Below are 22,411 nucleotides of genomic sequence, written 5' to 3'. Positions count from 1 at the left end.
GATTAATGAATGAGTGTGGTTACGGCGAGACGGAACACAGGAATGGCAACGCGGAAATCATTGCCATCGACGTCGACCATTTCATAATGGCCTTGCATGGTACCCATCGGCGTTTCAATCACCGCGCCGCTGGTGTACTGGTACTCTTCGCCAGGGGCGATGTGGGGCTGTTCACCAACCACACCTTCACCCTGAACTTCGATTTCGCGGCCATTGCCGTTAGTGATAAGCCAGTAGCGCCCGCGCAGCTGCACGGGCATCCGCCCCAGATTGCGAATGGTCACGGTGTAAGCGAAAACAAAACGTTCTTCGTCGGGTGAGGACTGTGATTCAACATAGACGCTTTGTACATGGACACATACGCGGGGCGAATCAATCATGGTTTAATTCTCCTTCGGAGGCGCATTATCGCTGATGTAATTAGCCAGCTTGCAGTACTGCTCTACGGAAATGTTCTCCGCACGCATTGCCGGGTCGATCCCCAGCTCGGCTAACACCTCAACGGTAAACGAATTGCTCAGACTGTTACGGATCGTTTTACGGCGCTGGTTAAAGGCTTCAGTGGTAATGCGGCTCAGTACGCGCAGATCTTTAACCGGATAAGGTTTCGTCTTGTGCGGCACAAGGCGCACAACCGCTGAATCCACTTTCGGTGGTGGTGTGAACGCTGACGGCGGTACTTCGAGTACCGGGATCACGTTGCAGTAATACTGTGCCATCACGCTTAAACGACCATACGCTTTACTGTTCGGGCCTGCAACCAGACGGTTAACAACCTCTTTTTGCAACATGAAGTGCATGTCGGCAATGGCATCAGTATAGCTAAAGAGGTGGAACATGAGCGGCGTGGAGATGTTGTACGGCAGGTTGCCGAAGACGCGCAGCGGCTGGCCCATTTTTTCCGACAGCTCGCCAAAGTTCATGGTCATGGCGTCCTGCTGATAGATGGTCAGCTTCGGCCCGAGGAACGGGTGCGTTTGCAGGCGTGCGGCCAGATCGCGGTCCAGTTCGATGACGGTCAGCTCGTCGAGGCGTTCGCCTACCGGCTCGGTCAGCGCGGCAAGGCCCGGGCCGATTTCGACCATCGCCTGACCTTTTTGCGGATTAATAGCCGAGACAATGCTTTCGATCACGAACTGATCGTTAAGGAAGTTTTGCCCGAAACGTTTACGGGCTAAGTGGCCCTGATGGACTCGATTAGTCATTGAGTATTAACAATCATTTTGATGGCGAGATTAAGCGCCGTAATAAAACTGCCGACATCCGCTTTCCCCTGGCCTGCCAGATCCAGCGCAGTACCGTGGTCAACGGACGTTCGAATAAAGGGTAAACCGAGGGTGATATTCACCCCGCGGCCAAAGCCCTGGTATTTTAGCACGGGCAGGCCCTGATCGTGGTACATCGCGAGCACGGCGTCGGCATTATCCAGGTATTTCGGCTGGAAAAGGGTATCTGCAGGCAGCGGCCCGCTGAGGTTCATCCCCTTCGCCCGCATTTCGTTGAGTACCGGAATGATGGTGTCGATCTCTTCGGTGCCCATGTGCCCGCCTTCACCGGCGTGCGGATTCAGGCCACAAACCAGCACGTGCGGCTGCGGGATCCCAAACTTTGTCTGCAGATCGTGGTGCAAAATCCCGATGATCTCGCGCAGGAGTTCAGGGGTGATCGCATCAGGGATGGCTTTGATCGGCAGATGGGTAGTCACCAGCGCAACGCGCATCTCCTCCGTCGCCAGCATCATCACCACTTTCGGGCTGTGCGAGCGCTCTTCGAAGAACTCCGTATGCCCGGTAAAGGGTATACCCGCTTCGTTGATGACGCCTTTGTGGACGGGGCCGGTGATAAGGGCGGCAAATTCGCCCTTCAGGCAACCGTCGCAGGCGCGCGCCAGGGTTTCAACGACATAGTGACCGTTTTCCGTGCTGAGCTGGCCCGGGATGACCAGCGTACGAAGGGGAACAGAAAGAAGGGTGAGCGTACCGGCTTGCTGCGGTGCAGGCTGTTGGCCTTCAACGTAAGGGATGAGCGTTAAAGGCAGACCGAGCAGCATTGCCCGGTCTTGTAACAGTGTTGCATCGGCGCAGACAACCAGTTCTACCGGCCAGCTGCGCTGGGCGAGCTGGACAACGAGGTCAGGCCCAATCCCGGCGGGTTCGCCGGGCGTGATAACAACACGATGCTGTTTCATTAGTTGCTCAGAACTTTCACGTAAGCGCTGGCGCGTTGTTCCTGCATCCAGGTTGCTGCTTCTTCAGAGAACTTACGGTTAAACAGCATACGGTAGGCTCTGTCTTTCTGTGCCGCATCCGTTTTATCAACGTTACGGGTGTCCATCAGCTCGATCAGATGCCAGCCAAACGAAGAGTGGACCGGCGCGCTGATCTGGCCTTTGTTCAGCTTCATCAACGCGTCACGGAAGGCAGGATCGTAGATATCCGCAGCCGCCCAGCCCAGATCGCCGCCCTGGTTAGCAGAGCCTGGATCCTGAGAGAACTCTTTTGCTGCCTTCGCAAATGTGGTTTTGCCGCTCTTAATGTCTGCTGCGATCTGTTCCAGCTTCGCCCGCGCCTGATCGTCAGTCATGATCGGTGACGGTTTCAGAAGAATGTGGCGAGCGTGAACTTCGGTGACGGAGATATTTTGGCTCTGGCCGCGCAGATCGTTCACCTTCAGAATGTGGAAGCCCACGCCTGAACGGATAGGACCGACGATATCCCCTTTCTTCGCCGTGCTCAGCGCCTGGGCAAAGATAGATGGCAGCTCCTGAATGCGTCCCCAGCCCATCTGGCCGCCTTTCAGCGCCTGTTGGTCAGCGGAGTAGGTGATTGCCAGCTTGCCAAAGTCGCCGCCGTTACGCGCCTGTTCAACAATCGAACGCGCCTGGCTTTCGGCTTCCGCAGCCTGATCGGACGTTGGGTTCTCTGGCAGTGGGATCAGAATGTGGCTCAGGTTCAGCTCTGTGCTCGCATCGTTCTGGTTACCCACCTGTTTTGCCAGCGCGTCCACTTCCTGAGGCAGGATCGTGACGCGGCGACGCACTTCGTTGTTACGCACTTCCGAAATCAGCATCTCTTTACGGATCTGGTTACGGTAGGTGGCGTAGCTGATGCCGTCATAGGCCAGGCGGCTGCGCATCTGGTCTAAAGACATATTGTTCTGCTTCGCAATGTTAGCGATCGCCTGATCGAGCTGCTCGTCAGTGATCTTCACACCCATTTTCTGCCCCATCTGCAGAACGATCTGATCTATGATCAGACGCTCCAGGATCTGGTGGCGCAGCGTGGCGTCATCCGGAAGCTGTTGACCGGCTTCACCCGAATTGAGCTTCACCGATTTCATCAGACCGTCAACGTCACTTTCAAGCACGACGCCGTTGTTAACCACAGCAGCGACTTTATCAACAACCTGGGGGGCGGCGAAGCTGGTATTCGCAACCATAGCGACACCGAGCAGCAGCGTTTTCCAGTTCTTCATACTTTTTCCATTTCAATTAACCGCAAAGCGGATTACGTTGCAAATCAAGCACATTACAAGGCGCTACTGTACGGCAGAATATTCGAGCGCAGCATTTTCTGCGTACCCAGACCGTAGTTGGAACTCAGGCCGCGTAACTCGAAGTTAAAGCCAATCACGTTATCGTATTTGCTCTGATTGTTTTCACTGTTCCAGCCGTTAAGCTTGCGTTCGTAGCCGACACGCAGCGCGTAACAGCAGGAGTTATATTGCAGACCCACCATCTGGTCAGCAGGTTTATTGGCGTTAGTGTCAAAGTAGTAAGCGCCTACGATTGACCAGCGGTCGGCGATTGGCCAGCTCGCTGCGCCGCCCACCTGCGAAATACCGTCTTTATAGGGTTCTGAGCCAGCATAAGATGGCAATGTTGCCTGAATATATTCCGGGCTGGCGTAACGATACGTCAACTGGACCATACGGTCTTCATCGCGACGGTACTCAATAGCAGCACTGCTCGTGGCAATATTATCGAGGCGAGTGTCATATTGCACACCACCGCGCAGACCCCAACGATCGGTCATGCGCCAGTAAGTATCTCCCGCCCAGACCAGCGATCCCGTTTTGTTATCTTTCTCCCAGTTAATGTTGTCATCACCGGTGCGAGACTCGGTGAAATAGTAGATTTGACCAACAGAAACGTTAAAACGTTCAACGGCAGCATCATCATAAACACGTGTTGTGACGCCGGTCGTTAACTGGTTCGCTGACGCGATGCGGTCAAGACCGCCGTAAGTACGGTCACGGAACAGGCCGCTGTAGTCAGACTGCAGTAAAGAGGAGTCGTAGTTCTGGATTTTGCTCTGGTCGCGGTATGGCACGTATAAATACTGCATACGCGGTTCAAGCGTCTGGGTATAACCATCCGCCAGCATAGCCATATCACGCTCGAAGATCAGCTTGCCGTCCATTTTGAACTGCGGGAGCGTTCGGTTAACCGACTCTTCAAGGTCGGCATTTCTACTGGCATTGTAATTGTCGATATTTTTTTGCTGATAGTGAGTCGCCATCAGCTTGGCTTCGGTATTCAGGCTCGCCCAGTCGTTAGACCACGGCAGATTGATCGTCGGCTCAAGGTGAACACGCGTGGCTTCAGGCATGTCCGAATCCGTGTTAACGAAATGTACCGCCTGAGCGTAAACTCGGGTGTCGAATGGACCCACGTCATTCTGATACCAGTTAACGTCCAGCTGTGGCTCTGCCCCATATGTAGACGTGGACTGGTCAGAAAATACCTGGAATTGCTTGGTCGAGACGGTTGCGTCAAAGTTCTGTACCGCATAGCCTACGCTGAATTTCTGCGTGGCATAGCCATCGGTACTTGAGCCGTATTTGGACGAGAAGTCATTAAAATAAGACGAATCGCTAACTTTGGTGTAGTCAACATTAAAGCGCCAGACCTGATCCATCACACCGGCATGCTGCCAGTAGAATAACCAGCGGTGTTTATCGCCTTCGGTTGGATGCTCGTCCTGGAAGACTTTATCCGACGGCAGATAATCCAGCTCCATCAGACCCGCACCGGCGTGGGTCAGATAGCGGAACTCGTTCTCCCACATGATGTTGCCGCGCTTGTGGATATAGTGCGGCGTGATCGTCGCATCCATATTTGGCGCGATGTTCCAGTAATACGGCAGATAGAACTCAAAGTAGTTCGACGTGCTGTATTTGGCATTCGGGATCAGGAAACCGGAGCGACGTTTGTCACCGACGGGAAGCTGCAGATAAGGGCTGTAGAATATGGGAACAGGGCCCAGCTTAAAGCGGGCGTTCCAGATCTCTGCGACCTGTTCTTCGCGGTCATGGATAACCTCGCTCCCGACCACGCTCCAGGTATTGGAACCCGGCAGACATGACGTGAACGTACCGTTTTCCAGGATCGTATAGCGGTTTTCACCGCGCTGTTTCATCAGGTCTGCGTCACCGCGCCCCTGGCGACCCACCATCTGGTAATCACCTTTCCAGACGTTAGTATCTTTAGTATTCAGGTTTGACCAGGCTTTCGGACCTTTCAGGATGATCTGATTGTCGTCATAGTGCACATTACCCAGCGCATCCACCGTTCGTACCGGCTCGGCCGCACCTTCCGGCTGCTTCTGGTGCAGCTGCACTTCGTCTGCCTGCAGGCGGCTATTGCCCTGGTTAATATCGACATTGCCCGTAAACGTGGCATTGTCAGGGTAAGTCCCTTTCGAACTGTCGGCAGTAATGGTTACCGGCAAGCTATTTGTATCGCCACTCACCAGTGGGCGATTATAACTTGGAACGCCAAGCATACACTGCGAGGCGAGATCGGCTGCCAGCCCCTGTTGACTGTACAGGGCGGAGCCAATCATTGTGGCCAGGAGGGTGGGGATACGTTTTTTCATACGTTGTATTTTATTGTTCCGTCATCAGTGGCTACGGCTTACAAACGCTCAGAGACTATCTTACTCATCTGCGCAGTACCAGCGTTAATCCTGCCCGTTTGCGTGCCAGAGTGTTAGGCTCGCTATCGAATGACGAGTATGATAAAGCAAATTATAGGCGATGTCCTTCAATTGACCGTGACTTGAACACAGTGATGATGACGTTGCGTCGGCCAGGAATATGACTATCCGGGGAGTATATGCAGTATTGGGGTAAAATAATCGGCGTTGCGTTCGCCATCATCATGGGTGCTGGGTTCTGGGGGATTGTGCTTGGGCTTATTATCGGCCATATGTTTGATAAGGCGCGCAGCCGCAAAATGGCCTGGTTTGCCAACCAGCGCGAGCGTCAGTCACTCTTTTTCTCCACCACCTTTGAGGTCATGGGGCACTTAACCAAATCCAAAGGGCGTGTCACAGAAGCCGATATTCAGATTGCCAGCGTTTTTATGGATCGCATGAACCTGCACGGCGACTCCCGTCTGGCAGCGCAAAATGCGTTTCGCATCGGTAAGTCGGATAATTATCCGCTTCGCGAAAAAATGCGTCAGTTCCGCAGCATCTGCTTTGGACGTTTTGATTTAATTCGGATGTTTCTGGAAATTCAAATCCAGGCGGCCTTCGCCGACGGCTCGCTTCACCCTAATGAACGTGACGTGCTGTACGTCATTGCGGAAGAACTGGGCATCTCCCGCATGCAGTTCGACCAGTTCCTGCGCATGATGCAGGGCGGGGCGCAGTTTGGCGGCGGCTATCACCAGCAGTCATCTGGCGGTGCCTGGCAGCAGGCGCAGCGTGGTCCGACGCTGGAAGATGCCTGTAACGTGCTTGGCGTTAAGCCCTCTGACGATCAGACCACGATTAAACGTGCCTATCGTAAGCTCATGAGCGAACACCATCCGGACAAACTGGTTGCGAAAGGCTTACCGCCAGAAATGATGGAGATGGCGAAGCAAAAAGCGCAGGAAATCCAGAAGGCGTACGAGCTCATTAAAGAGAAGAAAGGTTTCAAATAAAAAAAAGCCCGACGATGTCGGGCTTTTTTTTAGAAGTCCACCGGGGCTTTAAACGTCATCGCGTTACCGAAGGCCGGATGGGTGATGGTGAGCGTCTGCGCGTGCAGCTGCAGACGTGGCGCTAAGGCCAGCGCTTCAGGCGGCGCGTAAAAGCGGTCGCCCAGAATGGGATGACCCAGGGCAAGCATATGCACGCGCAGCTGGTGTGAACGTCCGGTAATCGGCTTAAGCAGGACGCGTGCGGTATTATCCGGCGCGTACTCCAGCACTTCGTACTCGGTCTGCGCGGCCTTGCCGGTTTCGTAACACACCTTCTGCTTAGGCCGGTTCGGCCAGTCGCAGATCAGCGGTAAATCCACCAGCCCTTCCGCCTGCGCGGGGTGACCCCAGACGCGGGCGATATACTGCTTTTTCGGCTCGCGCTCGCGGAACTGGCGCTTTAACTCGCGTTCCGCCGCTTTATTCAGCGCCACCACAATCACGCCGCTGGTGGCCATATCCAGGCGATGGACTGACTCCGCCTGCGGATAATCGCGCTGAATGCGCGTCATCACGCTGTCTTTGTGCTCGTCCAGACGCCCCGGCACGGACAACAGGCCGCTGGGCTTGTTGACCACCATAATGTGTTCATCCTGATACAGAATGACCAGCCAGGGATCCTGCGGCGGATTGTAAGGCTCCATCACCATCTTGCGCTCCGTTTACTGATGCGTCACAACGATAAGACGCAGGGCATCCAGTCGCCAGCCAGCCTGATTCAGGCTTTCCAGCACCTGCTGACGGTTGCTTTCAATCGCCGCCAGCTCGTCGTCACGGATGTTCGGGTTGACGGCTTTTAACGCTTCCAGACGGGATAGCTCCGCAGACAGTTTCTCGTCTGCTTCGCTGCGCGCGGCGTCAATCAGCGCTCTGGCCGCTTTTTCAATCTGGGTTTCGCCCAGCTGCAGAATAGCGTGCACATCCTGCTGTACCGCGTTCACCAGCTTGCTGCCCGTATGGCGGTTTACCGCGCTCAGCTGTCGGTTGAAACTCTCGAATTCAACCTGTCCCGCCAGGTTCGTGCCGTTTTTGTCCAGCAGCAGGCGGACGGGCGTTGGCGGCAGGAAGCGGGTGAGCTGCAGCTGTTTCGGCGCCTGCGCTTCCACAACGTAGATCAGCTCCACCAGCAGGGTGCCCACCGGCAGCGCCTTGTTTTTCAGCAGGGAGATGGTGCTGCTGCCGGTATCGCCGGAGAGGATCAGGTCCAGGCCGTTACGGATCAGCGGGTGTTCCCAGGTGATGAACTGGGCGTCTTCGCGGGACAGCGCCACATCGCGCTCAAAGGTGATGGTGCAGCCATCTTCCGGCAGGCCCGGGAAATCTGGCACCAGCATGTGATCGGACGGGGTCAGGACAATCAGGTTCTCGCCGCGGTCGTCCTGGTTGATGCCGACGATATCGAACAGGTTCATGGAGAAGCTGATGAGACTGGTGTCATCATCCTGCTCTTCAATGCTCTCTGCCAGCGCCTGCGCTTTTTCGCCGCCGTTGGAATGGATCTCCAGCAGGCGATCGCGACCCTGCTCCAGCTGCGCTTTCAGCGCGTCGTGCTTCTCGCGGCAGGACTTAATCAAATCGTCAAAGCCGTCGGTATTTTCCGGCGCGGCCAGGTAACCGATCAGATCGCCATGCACCTGGTCATAAATGGTGCGGCCCGTCGGACAGGTGTGCTCAAACGCGTCCAGACCTTCGTGGAACCAGCGTACCAGCACGGACTGCGCGGTTTTTTCCAGATACGGCACGTGGATCTGAATATCATGCGCCTGACCGATACGATCCAGACGGCCGATACGCTGCTCCAGCAGATCCGGGTTGAACGGCAGATCGAACATCACCAGGTTACTGGCAAACTGGAAGTTACGGCCTTCGGAGCCGATTTCCGAGCACAGCAGAACCTGTGCGCCGCTGTCCTCTTCCCCGAACCACGCCGCGGCGCGGTCGCGTTCGACGATGGACATGCCTTCGTGGAATACGGCGGCGCGAATGCCTTCACGCTCGCGCAGAACCTGCTCCAGCTGCAGCGCGGTGGCCGCTTTGGCGCAGATCACCAGCACTTTCTGGGAGCGGTGGGCGGTCAGGTAGCCCATCAGCCACTCCACGCGCGGATCGAAGTTCCACCAGGTGCCGGTATCGCCTTCAAATTCCTGGTAGATTTGTTCCGGATAAAGCATGTCGCGGGCGCGCTCTTCCTGGGTTTTGCGCGCACCCATAATGCCGGAGACTTTAATCGCCGTCTGATACTGCGTCGGCAGCGGCAGTTTAATCGTATGCAGCTCGCGTTTCGGGAAGCCTTTAACGCCGTTACGGGTGTTACGGAACAGCACGCGGCTGGTGCCGTGGCGATCCATCAGCATGTCGATCAGCTCTTTACGGGCGGATTCCGCGTTGTCGCTGTCGCTGTTCGCGGCCTGCAAAAGCGGCTCGATATCCTGCTCGCCAATCAGATCGCTCAGGGTGTTAAGTTCGTCATCAGAAAGACGCTTGCCCGCCAGCAGCATGGCGACGGCATCGGCGACCGGGCGGTAGTTATTTTGCTCTTCCACGAACTGCGCAAAGTCGTGGAAACGGTTTGGATCGAGCAGGCGCAGACGGGCGAAGTGGCTTTCCAGACCCAGCTGCTCCGGCGTTGCGGTCAGCAGCAGGACGCCAGGCACGCGCTCGGCAAGCTGCTCGATAGCCATGTATTCGGAAGCGCAGGTTGAAGCGGCGCAGCATTTCAACCAGCCACTGGTGTTGCAGGGTTTCTGGCACCACAATCAGCACGCGTTCGGCAGCGCCGGAAAGCAGCTGTTGATGCAGGATCATGCCCGCTTCGATGGTTTTACCCAGGCCCACTTCATCTGCCAGCAGCACGCGCGGCGCGTGACGACGGCCCACGTCGTGGGCGATGTTCAGCTGGTGGGGGATCAGGCTGGTGCGCTGGCCGCGCAGGCCGCTCCACGGCATGCGGTACTGTTCACTCTGGAACTTACGCGCGCGATAGCGCAGGGAGAAGCGATCCATACGGTCGATTTGCCCGGCAAACAGGCGGTCCTGCGGCTTACTGAACACCAGCTTGCTGTCGAGCAGCACTTCACGCAGGACGACATTGGCTTCATCCGTATCAAGACGAGTACCAATGTAGGCGAGCAGTCCATTCTCTTCTTTTACGTCTTCAATCTTGAGCTGCCAGCCGTCATGGCTGGTCACGGTGTCACCCGGATTAAACATCACGCGGGTTACAGGGGAGTCATTGCGAGCGTACAGACGGTTTTCACCGGTGGCAGGGAAGAGGAGGGTAACCATACGCGTATCGATAGCTACGACGGTTCCTAATCCAAGTTCGCTTTCTGTATCGCTGATCCAGCGTTGACCAAGTGTAAAAGGCATAGTTGTTCGGCTCTAATCTTTAATTGCAGGCAATAGTTCGACTACCGTCAAAAAAGACGGTCATCGAAAAATGGGTCCGGGAATGGAAAGGGCGCTATGGTACTGGATGGCAGCCATTTCGTCACGCGTCAAAATAGGCCAAGTTGCCCTGTCACTAGTGTAGCAAAATCATCGTCGATGAAGGGCAAAATTCCGTCGGCAACCGGCTGAAGCTGACGCGTCAGATAGTGTTCGTAATCCAGAGGAGAATGCTGATAATCCACGGGTTCCGGGCCGCTAGTGGTCCAGACGTATTTGATGGTTCCCCGGTTTTGATACTGCGGCGCGCGGCCACGGCGGACGTTTTCTTCATCCGCGAGACGTGCGGCGCGTACGTGCGGAGGAACGTTACGCTGGTACTCCGCCAGCGGGCGGCGCAGGCGCTTGCGGTATACCAGCTGCGCGTCAAGCTCGCCCGCCATCAGGCTGGCTATCGTCTCACGCACGTAGTCCTGATACGGCTCATTGCGAAACACCCGCAGATAGAGCGTCTGCTGGAACTGCTGTGCCAGCGGCGTCCAGTCGGTACGCACCGTTTCCAGCCCTTTAAAAACCATCCGCTGCGCGTCGCCTTCCTGAATCAGCCCCGCGTAACGCTTCTTGCTGCCCTGATCGGTACCGCGAATGGTGGGCATTAAAAAACGGGCGAAATGGGTTTCAAATTCCAGCTCCAGCGCGCTGGTTAACCGCTCTTTCTGCAAATGTTCCTGCCACCAGTCGTTCACGAAGGCGACCAGCGATTTGCCGATTTGTGCGGCATCGTCTTCAGAGTGCGCGCCCTTAAGCCACACAAATGTGGAGTCGGTGTCGCCGTAGATGACGTCATAGCCCCGGGACTCAATCAGCGCTTTGGTCTGGCGCATGATCTCGTGCCCACGCATGGTGATCGAGGAGGCCAGACGCGGGTCAAAGAAGCGGCAGGCGCTGGTGCCCAGCACGCCGTAAAAAGCATTCATGATGATTTTCAGCGCCTGTGATAGCGGCTTGTTGCCGTGGCGCTTGGCCTCGTCTCGCCCGTGCCAGATGTTTCCCACGATTTCAGGCAGACAATTTTTTTCGCGCGAGAAGCGTGCGCCGAGGAAACCTTCCGTGCTGTGCTCAGCATCCGGCTGGGCCATGCCCTCAACCAGCCCGACGGGATCGATGAGGAAGGTTCGGATAATCGACGGGTAGAGGCTTTTGTAATCCAGCACCAGAACGGAGTCATACAATCCTGGACGGGAGTCCATCACATACCCGCCGGGACTTGCCTGCGGCGGCACGTCCCCGAGGTTAGGGGCGACGTATCCTGCCCGGTGCATCCGCGGAAAATAGAGGTGGCTAAAGGCCGCTACGGAGCCGCCGTGTCTGTCGACGGCCAGGCCGTTTACCGTCGCGCGCTCCAGCAGGAACGGCATAATCTCGGTTTTGTGGAAGATCTGCGTGACCAGCTCGCAGTCTTTCAGGTTATAGGTGGCGAGCGCGGGTTTGTCTTCGTTAAAGCGCCGGTCAATTTCGTCCATTCTGTCCCAGGGGTTGTCGATGGATTTGCCTTCGCCAAGCAGCTCCTGCGCGACCGCTTCCAGGGAGAAAGAGGAGAAGTTCCAGAAGGCGGACTTAAGCGCCTCGATGCCGTCGATGATCAGGCGACCGTTAGCCTGCGCGAAGAAGACACCGTTCTTAAAACCGTGTTCGCGCCATTCCAGCTCGCTGTTTCCGCGCCCCAGCATCAGCGGGATGCGGTAGCGCTCGGCGTGTTTTTGCAGCACGCGCAGGTCAAACTGCACCACGTTCCAGCCGATCAGAACGTCGGGATCATAGTCTGCAAACCACTGGTTAAGCTTCTCCAGCAGCTGCGGGCGGCTGTTGACGTACTCAAGCCGGAAATCCAGCGCGGATGCATCGCCATTCGGCGGACCGAGCATATAGACAACCCGATCGCCGCAGCCTTCCAGACCGATGCAGTACAGTTCGCCGTGGCGGGTGGTTTCGATATCCAGGGAGACCCACTTCAGCGGCGGGCGGTAGTGCGGATTCGGCTTCAGGCGCGCGTTAACGAGGCTGCCGCTATGATCGGTGCCGTCGACCCAGACGGGGGCGGTAATAAACCGCTCCATCAGAAAGCGTTCCGGTGGGCGAATATCCGCCTCGTAGAGCGTAACGCCCGCCTCGCGGAGCAGCTTTTCATAGCGCATTAGCTGACGATGGGCGCGACAGTAGAGGCCGTAAACCGGCTGACGGTGGAAATCTTTCAGCTCAAGCGGAGTGATGCGCCAGCCGTTTTCGCCGCGCAGTAGCTGTTTCACTTTTTCGACGTGCGCTTCAGGAATAAAAGCCACGGATTCCTGCGGGGGAAGCGTAACGTGCAGCGGACCGTTGTCTGTCGCCAGCCAGAACGCGACCTCGGTGCCCTGAGGGGTATCCCGCCAGTGTCGGGTCAGTAAAAAGCCTTCTTGCGCCTGCGCCACACCGTTATCCCAGAAAACAAAACCAGGCCTGATTATAGCCTGGTTAAGAATTTAATGCTGGGTTTATATACAGTTTACTGCCCGTAATAGGCCTTCGCGCCGTGCTTGCGCAGGTAATGCTTATCCAGCAGGGTTTGCTGCATATCCGGCAGCTGCGGCGCCAGCTGGCGACAGAAGATCCCCATATAGGCGACTTCTTCGAGCACGATCGCATTATGTACCGCGTCTTCCGCGTTTTTACCCCAGGCAAACGGGCCGTGGGAGTGCACCAGCACGCCGGGCATTTGCGCGGCGTCGATCCCTTGCTTTTCGAAGGTTTCGACAATCACGTTCCCCGTTTCCCACTCGTACTCCCCGTTAATCTCCGCGTCGGTCATCAGACGCGTGCAGGGAATGGTACCGTAGAAGTAGTCCGCGTGGGTGGTGCCGGTCGCCGGGATGGACTGGCCCGCCTGCGCCCAGATGGTGGCGTGGCGCGAATGGGTATGCACGATGCCACCGATGGTCGGGAATGACCGGTACAGCAGGCGGTGAGTCGGCGTATCGGAGGACGGTTTTTTCTTACCTTCGACCACTTCGCCAGTCTCGAGGCTGACAACGACCATATCGTCTGCGGTCATCACCGTGTAATCCACGCCGGAAGGCTTAATCACGAACACGCCTTTTTCGCGGTCAACGGCGCTGACGTTGCCCCAGGTCAGGGTGACCAGATTATGTTTCGGCAGCGCCAGGTTGGCTTCGAGCACCTGACGTTTGAGATCGTCTAACATTGTTGTCTCCCTGCCCGGTGAGCGTAGCGTCACCGGGCATTCCGTACTTAGCGTTTTGAACCGTAATAGACTTCGTTCCAGCGCAGCGCGTCTTTGAAGGCGGGCAGGCGGGTATCGTTATCAATCACGGTCAGCTCGATGTCGTGCAGCTCGGCGAACTGACGCATGTCGTTCAGATCCAGCGCGTGGCTGAACACCGTGTGGTGCGCGCCGCCGGCCAGGATCCAGGCCTCAGAGGCGGTTGGCAGGTCAGGCTGTGCTTTCCACAGGGCGTTGGCGACCGGCAGTTTCGGCAGAGAGTGCGGCGTTTCAACTGCATCGACGCAGTTCACCAGCAGGCGGAAACGATCGCCGAGGTCGATCAGGCTGGCGTTGATGGCCGGGCCGGTGCGGGTGTTGAAGATCAGACGCGCCGGATCGGCTTTGCCGCCGATGCCGAGATACTGCACGTCGAGGATCGGTTTTTCTTCGACGGCGATTGTCGGACACACTTCCAGCATGTGGGAGCCGAGCACCAGGTCGTTGCCGTTTTCGAAGTGATAGGTGTAGTCCTCCATAAAGGAGGTGCCGCCCTGCAGACCGGTCGACATCACCTTCATGATGCGAAGCAGAGCGGCAGTTTTCCAGTCGCCTTCGCCCGCAAAGCCGTAGCCCTGCTGCATCAGACGTTGTACCGCCAGACCCGGCAGCTGTTTCAGACCGTGGAGGTCTTCAAAGGTGGTGGTAAAAGCGTGGAAGCCGCCCTGTTCCAGGAAGCGCTTCATGCCCAGCTCGATGCGCGCCGCGTCCAGCACGTTCTGACGCTTGTCGCCGTTGATTTGTGCCGCAGGCGTCAGGCGGTAGCTGCTTTCGTACTCGTCCACCAGCGCGCTTACGTCGCCATCGCTGATTTCATTCACCACCTGCACCAGGTCGCCCACGGCCCAGGTATTCACGGAGAAGCCGAACTTGATCTGCGCGGCGACTTTATCGCCATCGGTGACCGCCACTTCACGCATGTTGTCGCCAAAACGCACCACTTTCAGATGGCGGGTATCCTGTTTGGATACCGCCTGACGCATCCAGGAGCCGATACGCTGTTGCGCCTTGCCGTCCTGCCAGTGGCCGGTGACCACCGCGTGCTGCTGGCGCATACGCGCGCCGATGAAGCCGAACTCGCGGCCGCCGTGCGCGGTCTGGTTCAGGTTCATAAAGTCCATGTCGATGCTGTCCCACGGCAGGGAGGCGTTGAACTGGGTATGGAACTGCAGCAGCGGTTTGTTGAGGATAGACAGGCCGTTGATCCACATTTTGGCCGGAGAGAAGGTGTGCAGCCACACCACCAGACCGGCGCATTTATCGTCGTAGTTGGCGTCGCGGCAGATGTGAGTGATTTCGTCCGGCGTTGTGCCCAGCGGTTTCAGCACCAGTTTGCACGGCAGCTTGGCTTCCGCATTCAGCGCGTTAACGACGTGCTCCGCGTGTTTTGTCACCTGCTGCAGGGCTTCCGGTCCGTACAGATGCTGGCTGCCAATCACAAACCACACTTCATAGTTATTAAAAATGGTCATCATCGTGTCCTTAATGGGTCAGGGTTGCCGTAGTGTCCGCGGTGCTTTTGGCCGGGGCGGCGACAGGGAGATAGTGAAGTTCGGCGTTTTTTGCCCATTGCTGGTAGCGCTGATAAAGCTGTTCAAAGCGTTGTGCCTGCTGGGCGCGCGGCTGAAGCGTGTTTTCGACGGCGCTCGCCATATGCTGCTGCGCAGTCGGAATGTCCGCATGAACGCCCGCGGCCACGGCGGCGAAAATCGCCGCGCCCAGCGCGCAGCACTGATCGGAGGCCACAATCTGCAGCGGACGGTTCAGCACGTCGCAGCAGGCCTGCATGATCGCCGGGTTTTTACGGGCGATACCGCCCAGCGCCATCACGTTGTTGACGTCGATACCCTGCCCGGTGAAGCACTCCATAATGGCGCGGGCACCGAAGGCCGTTGCGGCAATCAGGCCGCCGAACAGCGCAGGGGCGTCGGTCGCCAGGTTGAGATCCGCGATCACCCCTTTCAGGCGCTGGTTGGCAAACGGCGTGCGGCGGCCGTTAAACCAGTCCAGCACCACCGGGAGGTGATCGAGAGACGGATTTTTTGCCCAGGCTTCGGTGAGCTGCGGCAGAAGCTGCTTTTTGCTGTCGCCTATCTGGGTTTTCAGTTCAGGATGTGTCGCCGCCAGCTGGTCCAGCGGCCAGCCCAGCACGCGACCAAACCAGGCGTAGATATCGCCAAACGCGGACTGACCGGCTTCGAGGCCGATAAAATCCGGCACCACGCTGCCGTCAACCTGGCCGCAGATGCCTTTCACCGCGCGGTCGCCGACGGTGGCTTTATCCGCCGTCAGGATGTCGCAGGTGGAAGTCCCGATGACTTTGACCAGCGCGTTTGGCTGTGCGCCCGCGCCCACGGCACCCATATGGCAGTCAAAGGCACCACCCGAGATCGCCACGTTCTGCGGCAGGCCGAGGCGCGTCGCCCACTCTTCGCAGAGGGTGCCGACGGGAATATCGGCGGTGAAGGTGTCGGTAAACAGCGGGTATGTCAGGCTCTTGTTGATGATCGGGTCGAGCTCGTCGAAGAACGCGGCCGGAGGCAGACCGCCCCAGCTTTCGTGCCACAGGGATTTATGCCCGGCGCTGCAGCGGCCGCGGCGGATATCCTGCGGGCGGGTGGTGCCAGAGAGCAGGGCAGGCACCCAGTCGCACAGCTCAACCCATGACGCCGCAGCCTGCGCAACGGCTGCGTCGGCACGGGTGACGTGAAGGATCTTAGCCCAGAACCATTCGCTGGAATAAATCCCGCCGATGTAGCGGGAGTAGTCTGTCTTGCCCGGCTGGTGGCACAGGCGCGTAATGGCTTCGGCCTCTTCCACGGCGGTGTGGTCTTTCCACAGCACGAACATGGCGTTCGGGTTGTCGGCAAACTCCGGGCGCAGCGCCAGCACGCGGCCTTCGGCATCCACAGGGGCAGGCGTGGAGCCGGTGCTGTCGACGCCAATCCCGACAATCTCAGCCCGCTGGGCGTCAGTCAGTTCAGCCAGGACGGTTTTGATCGCCGCTTCCATCGACTCGATATAGTCACGCGGGTGGTGGCGGAACTGGTTGTTCGGCGCATCACAGTAGCGCCCCTCTTGCCAGCGCGGGTACCACTCAACGCTGGTTGCTATCTCCTGGCCGGACGTACAGTCCACTGCCAGCGCGCGAACCGAATCGCTGCCAAAATCGAGGCCAATCGCAATTGCCATGGTGTTGCTCCATCGAAAAAACAGGTATGGAAGAACATTAGAGACTGGGGAAAAAAGTCGTCAGGCAGGATCCGCTAATCTTATGGACTAAATTGCTGTTACAACGGAAAGTGTGACGCCGTGCAAATATTCAATGTGGACATTTCTGCCGCACTTATAGACACTTTTGTTACTGGTTATCCGCCTGCTCTGGCGGACAAATCAGGGGGAAAGGCTGAAACATGGCGGACGTAAAAGCGGCGTGATGCTTTTTGGATCTTTTCGCGGGCCATTTTAAAGCTGCTTTTAGTGATATGGACAATTGGTTTCCTTCAGGACCCTTGGGAGAACTGAATCTATGGCCGAAACGCAAAACGATCCCCTGCTGCCGGGATACTCGTTTAACGCGCACCTTGTGGCGGGACTGACCCCTATCGAGGCTGAGGGATACCTCGACTTTTACGTCGACCGACCGCTCGGCATGAAAGGGTATATCCTCAATCTGACCGTGCGAGGGGAAGGGATCATCAAGAACGCTGACCAGCAGTTTGTCTGCCGCCCCGGCGATATCCTGCTGTTCCCGCCGGGGGAGATCCACCACTATGGCCGTCATCCGGATGCCAGAGAGTGGTATCACCAGTGGGTCTATTTCCGTCCGCGCGCCTACTGGCAGGAGTGGCTTTCCTGGCCAGCTATTTTTGCGCACACCGGTTTTTATCGCCCGGATGAGGTTCATCTGGCGCAGTTTCGCGAGCTTTTTGCGCAGATTATCGAGGCGGGACAGGCCGGTGGGCGCTACGCCGAACTGCTGGCGATTAACCTGCTTGAACAGCTGCTGCTGCGACGGATGGAGGCGATTAACGAGTCGCTTAACCCGCCGCTGGACAACCGCGTGCGCGACGCCTGCCAGTATATCAGCGACCACCTGGCCGATAGCCAGTTTGATATCGCCAGCGTTGCTCAGCACGTCTGCCTGTCGCCGTCGCGTCTGTCGCATCTGTTCCGCCAACAGCTTGGCGTCAGCGTATTGAGCTGGCGCGAGGATCAGCGCATCAGCCAGGCAAAGCTGCTGCTCAGCACCACCCGGATGCCGATTGCCACCGTCGGGCGCAACGTGGGCTTTGAGGATCAGCTCTATTTCTCCCGGGTATTTAAAAAATGTACCGGGGCCAGCCCGAGCGAATTCCGCGCGGGATGTGAATAAACGGTAAAAAAAGATAAACAAACAGGTGAATGCAGAAAGCAACCTGTAAACTATTCAGACAATTGTTGCCTTGACGCGGTGCAGGGCGCTAAGCAGAATCGCTGATTCGTTTTCTGACCGGAATAGTTATGCAGGCATTGCTGGAACACTTTATTACCCAGTCCGTTATGTACTCGCTCATCGCCGTGGCGCTGGTGGCGTTTCTGGAATCGCTGGCGCTGGTTGGGCTGATCCTGCCCGGCACCGTCATGATGGCCGGGCTTGGGGCGCTGATTGGCAGCGGCGAGGTTAATTTCTGGCAGGCGTGGCTGGCCGGGATTATCGGCTGCCTGCTCGGCGACTGGATCTCCTTCTGGCTGGGCTGGCGCTTTAAGAAGCCGCTGCACCGCTGGTCGTTCATGAAAAAGAACAAAGCCTTGCTGGATAAGACCGAGCATGCGCTGCATCAGCACAGCATGTTCACCATCCTCGTCGGCCGCTTTGTCGGGCCAACGCGTCCGCTGGTGCCGATGGTGGCGGGGATGCTGGATCTGCCCGTCGCGAAATTCGTGGTGCCGAACATTATCGGCTGCGTTTTCTGGCCGCCGTTCTACTTCCTGCCGGGGATCCTCGCGGGCGCAGCCATCGATATTCCTGACGGTATGCAAAGCGGTGAGTTTAAGTGGCTGCTGCTGGGAACGGCCGTGCTGCTGTGGCTGGCGGCATGGCTCTGCTGGCGGCTGTGGCGCAGCGCGAAAGCCAGTGTCGATCGCCTGACGCGCTACCTTCCGCGTACTCGCCTGCTCTGGCTGGCGCCGCTGAAGCTGGGCGTGGCAGTGGTAGCCCTTGTCGCGCTGATTCGTCATCCGCTGATGCCGGTGTACGGTGAGATTTTATTGAAAGTGGTGAGCCGTTAACGTGTTTGCCCTCTCCCGGTGGGAGAGGGCCAGGGTGGGGGCATCAGACCGCACGAATACCCAACAGTGAAGACGCCCCTGCCTTACCACTCAGCAGTTCTTCTGTTTTTCCATCCCACAAAATACGCCCTTCGGCAATCACCACCGATCGCTGTGCGATGCGGGCAGCATCCTCAATACTGTGCGAAACCATCAGCATCGTCAGCCGCTGGCGCTGGCAGACGTCCTGCACCAGGGCGAGCATCTCCTGGCGCAGCGCGGGATCGAGCGCCGAGAACGGCTCATCCAGCAGCAGGATCGGCTGCTCGCGCACCAGGCATCGCGCCAGCGCCACGCGCTGACGCTGGCCGCCGGAAAGCTCGCCCGGCAGCCTGTCGATGAACTCGCTGATCCCCATCTGGGCGGCAATGTTCTCCAGCTTCTGGCGCTGGGCATCGTTCAGCCTGAGTCCCGGATGCATTCCCAGCGCGATGTTTTGCCGCACCGTCAGATGGGTAAACAGGTTGTTTTCCTGAAACAGCATCGAGACAGGACGTTTTGCGGGAGGTGCGTGGGTATAATCTTGATTTTCAATGACTATCGAGCCGCTTGCCGGCTGCAGAAAACCCGCAATCAGATTAAGCAGCGTGCTTTTTCCCGCGCCGCTTGGGCCAAGTACGGCGATCATCTCCCCCTGACGCGCGGAGAGCGTGAAGCGCATCGGCAGATGCTGATAAAGCCAGGTTACATCAGTCAGTTTTAACATCACGCCCCGGAAGTTTTTCGATAACGGTAAATAAGGCAAAGCACAGCAGCAGCAGTAACAGCGCGGTGACCGCGCCGTCCTGACTGCGATAAGAGCCGATCTGCTGATAGAGCCAGTATGGCAGCGTGCGGAAATCGTCATTGCCGAACAGCGCCACGACGCCAAAGTCTCCAATAGAGAGCACGCAGGCAAACGCCAGCGCCTGCGCCAGCGGGCGCTTTAGCGCGCGCAGTTCGACCACCTTCAGCCGCTGCCAGCCCTGCATGCCCAGCGACTGGCACAGCAAACCGTAGCGGCTGTTGACGTCGCGCATCGGGTTTTCCAGCACTTTGAGCGCGTAAGGGATGGCCATCAGGGCGTTGGTAAAAATCACAATGCCGTCGGCGCTTTTCGGCAGGCCGATGGTGCTGTTGAACAGTAAAAAGAAGCCCGTCGCCAGCACGATGCCCGGCATTGCCAGAATCAGCATGCCCGTCAGCTCCAGCGCCTGTCCGGCCTTTTGGGCCTGCCGGGCATAGAGTTCACGGCTGCTCCACAGCAGCATCATGGTTAGCATGACGCACAGTAACCCAGCCGCCAGGGCGATACGCAGCGAGGTCCATGTCGCCTGCCAGAGGACGGGCTGTTGCAGGACGGACATGAGATTAAGGTTCAGTCCGTCAACAATAACGGCCATCAGCGGCGGCAGCAGAAGCAGGAGCGCCAGCGCGATCAGGATAAAATCGGTAACGCGGCTGTGCAGGCTGTCCTGCGGATCGCGCCAGCCGGTAATTTGATTACTGCCAGCGGGAATGGCTTTACTCAGCCGCTGGCTCAACAGCACCAGCGCCAGACAGCACGCCATCTGCACCATCGCCAGCAGCGCGGCGCGACCGGGATCGTAGTCGTAACTTAAGGCCTGGTAAATCGCCAGCTCAATAGTGGTGGCCTGCGGCCCGCCGCCGAGCGACAGCACGGTGGCAAAGCTGGCAAAGCAGAGCATGAAGATTAACGCCGCGACGGGCGGGATCTGGCGGCGCAGCCACGGCCATTCGACAAAGCGGAAGAATGACCAGCCGCGCATGCCGAGCTGAGCCGCAATCTGACGCTGTTCGCCGGGAATGTTTTCCAGCGCCTGCAAGAAGAGGCGCGTTGCCATTGGCATATTGAAAAACACGTGCGCGAGCAGAATGCCCTGCAGGCCGTAAGGCGAGAATGACCATTCCAGACCAAGCTCGCCGAACAGCGAAGCCAGCCAGCCCTGGCGACCGTAAACGCTGAGGATCCCAAATACCGCCACCAGCACGGGCAGGATCAGCGTCATGGCGCACAGGCGCAGCAGTGCCAGCCTGCCGGGAAAACGCCGTCGATACAGGGCGCGCGCCAGGAAAATGGCCGGGAACACCGACAGCAGGGCAGAGAGAGACGCCTGCCAGAAGGAGAACCGAATGACGTGCCAGAGGTAACTGTCGTGCCAGAGGGCGAGCAGGTCGCTCTCTGGCGCGTTGAACCACAGCGCAAGAAAAGCCCCCAGGCTGACCACCACCATCACTGTGGCGGCGAGCAGCCCGGGAAGTAACCAGCCGGGAATCAACGGCTGACGGCGCGTTGCCATTCACTTACCCATGCTGCACGCTGCGCGGCGACCTGCTGTGGCGTAAATTCCAGCGAGGTGTTTGGTTTGGTCAGCTGCTCGAAACCTGCGGGCAGCGTAACGTTAGTGACCGGATACATCCAGTTACCAGCCGGGATGGCATTCTGGAACCCCGGTGAAACCATAAACTTCAGGAACTTCTCGGCCAGCTCGGGCTGTTTGCTGGCGGCGGTACGCGCGGCGACTTCCACCTGCAGATAGTGCCCTTCCGCAAAATCTGCGGCAGCATAGTTGTCTTTCTTCTCGGCGATAATATGGTAGGCCGGAGAGGTGGTGTAGCTCAGCACCAGGTCGCTTTCACCTTTGAGGAACAGGCCATAGGCTTCGCTCCAGCCTTTGGTTACGGTGACGGTTTTAGCGGCCAGCTTCTGCCACGCTTCCGGCGCTTTATCCCCGTAGACCTTTTGCATCCACAGCAGCAGGCCCAGGCCTGGCGTGCTGGTGCGCGGATCTTCATAAATCACGCGCCATTTCTGGTCACTCTCAACCAGCTCTTTCAGGCTCTTCGGCGGGTTTTTCAGCTTATTTTTGTCGTAAACAAAAGCAAAGTAGCCATAGTCGAACGGCACAAAGGTGTCGTTTTTCCAGCCGCCCGGCACGTTAACGGCATCTGCCGCGACGCCGCTTTTAGCAAACAGTTTGGTCTGCGAGGCGGCTTCCAGCAGGTTGTTATCCAGCCCGAGCACCACGTCGGCCTTGCTGTTTTTCCCTTCCATGCGCAGACGGTTGAGCAGCGATACGCCATCTTCCAGTGCCACGAACTTCAGTTCGCAGTTACAGTCCGCTTCGAAAGCTTTTTTGACTACCGGGCCAGGGCCCCAGTCGGCAGAGAAGGAGTCATAGGTGTAGACCGTCAGGACGGGCTTCGCAAAAGCAGGCAGCGCAAACAGCGCCAGCAGGGGGAGAACTTTTTTTAACACTTTGCACCTCAAGGTTGAGTGGCAAAGGATTTTGAGAGACAGCCTCAAATCCCTTCGCCGGCGTTATCCGGATCAGGTTCGACGGGTATTATCTCAGCGCACATCTGTGATGCAGCACCCCGTTGAGAACGGCGCTATTGTAATGATTTGGTGAATATTACGAAAG

16 protein-coding genes, 1 pseudogene and 1 riboswitch are annotated in these 22,411 nt (G+C 57.6%); of the genes and pseudogenes, 3 read left to right on the top strand and 14 right to left on the bottom strand.

What is annotated here, in order from left to right; translation table 11 throughout:
• Window positions 1-2: 2 nt before the first annotated feature.
• Genes apaG through lptD form a run of 5 tightly spaced genes read right to left on the bottom strand, consistent with a single transcriptional unit; the run spans window position 3 to window position 5,879 of the window.
• Window positions 3-380, bottom strand: coding sequence for a Co2+/Mg2+ efflux protein ApaG (gene apaG / locus LA04_RS11005; RefSeq protein ID WP_023310361.1), 378 nt, complete (start codon window positions 378-380; stop codon window positions 3-5).
• Window positions 381-383: 3 nt separating this feature from the next.
• Window positions 384-1,205 (bottom strand): 16S rRNA (adenine(1518)-N(6)/adenine(1519)-N(6))-dimethyltransferase RsmA, encoded by an 822-nt coding sequence (rsmA, locus tag LA04_RS11000; protein ID WP_047651562.1) that lies wholly within the window; start codon window positions 1,203-1,205, stop codon window positions 384-386.
• A complete protein-coding gene (gene pdxA / locus LA04_RS10995) occupies window positions 1,202-2,188 on the bottom strand; it encodes a 4-hydroxythreonine-4-phosphate dehydrogenase PdxA (RefSeq protein WP_047651561.1) in 987 nt (328 codons plus the stop codon). The genes rsmA and pdxA overlap by 4 nt, the downstream gene beginning before the upstream one ends.
• Window positions 2,188-3,474 carry a peptidylprolyl isomerase SurA gene (gene surA / locus LA04_RS10990; RefSeq protein WP_047651559.1) on the bottom strand — a complete coding sequence of 429 codons (1,287 nt, stop codon included), beginning with the start codon at window positions 3,472-3,474 and terminating at the stop codon, window positions 2,188-2,190. The genes pdxA and surA overlap by 1 nt, the downstream gene beginning before the upstream one ends.
• Before the next feature lie 53 nt (window positions 3,475-3,527).
• Complete coding sequence (lptD, locus tag LA04_RS10985) at window positions 3,528-5,879, bottom strand: LPS assembly protein LptD (RefSeq protein WP_047651557.1); 2,352 nt, start codon at window positions 5,877-5,879, stop codon at window positions 3,528-3,530.
• 239 nt (window positions 5,880-6,118) lie between these two features.
• On the opposite strand from lptD, the gene djlA reads away from it, so the two are divergent.
• Entirely contained in the window at window positions 6,119-6,934 is an 816-nt protein-coding gene (gene djlA, locus LA04_RS10980; RefSeq protein WP_023310366.1) for a co-chaperone DjlA, read from the top strand.
• A gap of 29 nt (window positions 6,935-6,963) precedes the next feature.
• Here the strand turns inward: djlA and rluA are convergent, their stop codons facing one another.
• The 6 genes and pseudogenes from rluA to araB all read right to left on the bottom strand — a co-directional run bounded on the left by rluA (window position 6,964) and on the right by araB (window position 16,868).
• Entirely contained in the window at window positions 6,964-7,623 is a 660-nt protein-coding gene (gene rluA, locus LA04_RS10975; protein WP_047651556.1) for a bifunctional tRNA pseudouridine(32) synthase/23S rRNA pseudouridine(746) synthase RluA, read from the bottom strand.
• A gap of 12 nt (window positions 7,624-7,635) precedes the next feature.
• Window positions 7,636-10,342, bottom strand: a pseudogene (gene rapA, locus LA04_RS10970) (RNA polymerase-associated protein RapA).
• 128 nt (window positions 10,343-10,470) lie between these two features.
• Complete coding sequence (gene polB, locus LA04_RS10965; RefSeq protein WP_047651555.1) at window positions 10,471-12,828, bottom strand: DNA polymerase II; 2,358 nt, start codon at window positions 12,826-12,828, stop codon at window positions 10,471-10,473.
• Between the two features lie 74 nt (window positions 12,829-12,902).
• A complete protein-coding gene (gene araD / locus LA04_RS10960) occupies window positions 12,903-13,598 on the bottom strand; it encodes an L-ribulose-5-phosphate 4-epimerase (protein ID WP_039260840.1) in 696 nt (231 codons plus the stop codon).
• A 47-nt stretch (window positions 13,599-13,645) separates the two neighbouring features.
• Window positions 13,646-15,148 carry an L-arabinose isomerase gene (gene araA, locus LA04_RS10955; RefSeq protein WP_023310371.1) on the bottom strand — a complete coding sequence of 501 codons (1,503 nt, stop codon included), beginning with the start codon at window positions 15,146-15,148 and terminating at the stop codon, window positions 13,646-13,648.
• Between the two features lie 10 nt (window positions 15,149-15,158).
• On the bottom strand, window positions 15,159-16,868 hold the full coding sequence (gene araB, locus LA04_RS10950; protein ID WP_047651554.1) for a ribulokinase: 1,710 nt from the start codon (window positions 16,866-16,868) through the stop codon (window positions 15,159-15,161).
• Window positions 16,869-17,205: 337 nt separating this feature from the next.
• On the opposite strand from araB, the gene araC reads away from it, so the two are divergent.
• Window positions 17,206-18,051, top strand: a complete 846-nt coding sequence (gene araC, locus LA04_RS10945; RefSeq protein ID WP_047651553.1) for an arabinose operon transcriptional regulator AraC — start codon at window positions 17,206-17,208, stop codon at window positions 18,049-18,051.
• 128 nt (window positions 18,052-18,179) lie between these two features.
• The gene (locus tag LA04_RS10940; RefSeq protein WP_047651552.1) at window positions 18,180-18,947 is read left to right on the top strand and encodes a DedA family protein; all 768 of its coding nucleotides are present in this window, start codon (window positions 18,180-18,182) and stop codon (window positions 18,945-18,947) included.
• Window positions 18,948-18,990: 43 nt separating this feature from the next.
• On the opposite strand, the gene thiQ is transcribed toward LA04_RS10940, so the two are convergent.
• Genes thiQ through thiB form a run of 3 tightly spaced genes read right to left on the bottom strand, consistent with a single transcriptional unit; the run spans window position 18,991 to window position 22,245 of the window.
• Entirely contained in the window at window positions 18,991-19,692 is a 702-nt protein-coding gene (thiQ, locus tag LA04_RS10935; RefSeq protein WP_047651550.1) for a thiamine ABC transporter ATP-binding protein ThiQ, read from the bottom strand.
• Entirely contained in the window at window positions 19,676-21,286 is a 1,611-nt protein-coding gene (gene thiP / locus LA04_RS10930; protein WP_047651549.1) for a thiamine/thiamine pyrophosphate ABC transporter permease ThiP, read from the bottom strand. Before thiP ends, thiQ begins: the two co-directional genes overlap by 17 nt.
• Window positions 21,262-22,245 carry a thiamine ABC transporter substrate binding subunit gene (gene thiB / locus LA04_RS10925; protein ID WP_047651548.1) on the bottom strand — a complete coding sequence of 328 codons (984 nt, stop codon included), beginning with the start codon at window positions 22,243-22,245 and terminating at the stop codon, window positions 21,262-21,264. The genes thiP and thiB overlap by 25 nt, the downstream gene beginning before the upstream one ends.
• A gap of 31 nt (window positions 22,246-22,276) precedes the next feature.
• Window positions 22,277-22,377, bottom strand: a riboswitch (TPP riboswitch).
• Between the last annotated feature and the right edge of the window lie 34 nt (window positions 22,378-22,411).

The organism is Enterobacter sp. UCD-UG_FMILLET (genome assembly GCF_000762975.1).
GTDB lineage: Bacteria > Pseudomonadota > Gammaproteobacteria > Enterobacterales > Enterobacteriaceae > Enterobacter > Enterobacter dykesii.
Note: the sequence above shows the minus strand (reverse complement) of the source record. Positions and strands in the feature narration are given on the sequence as shown.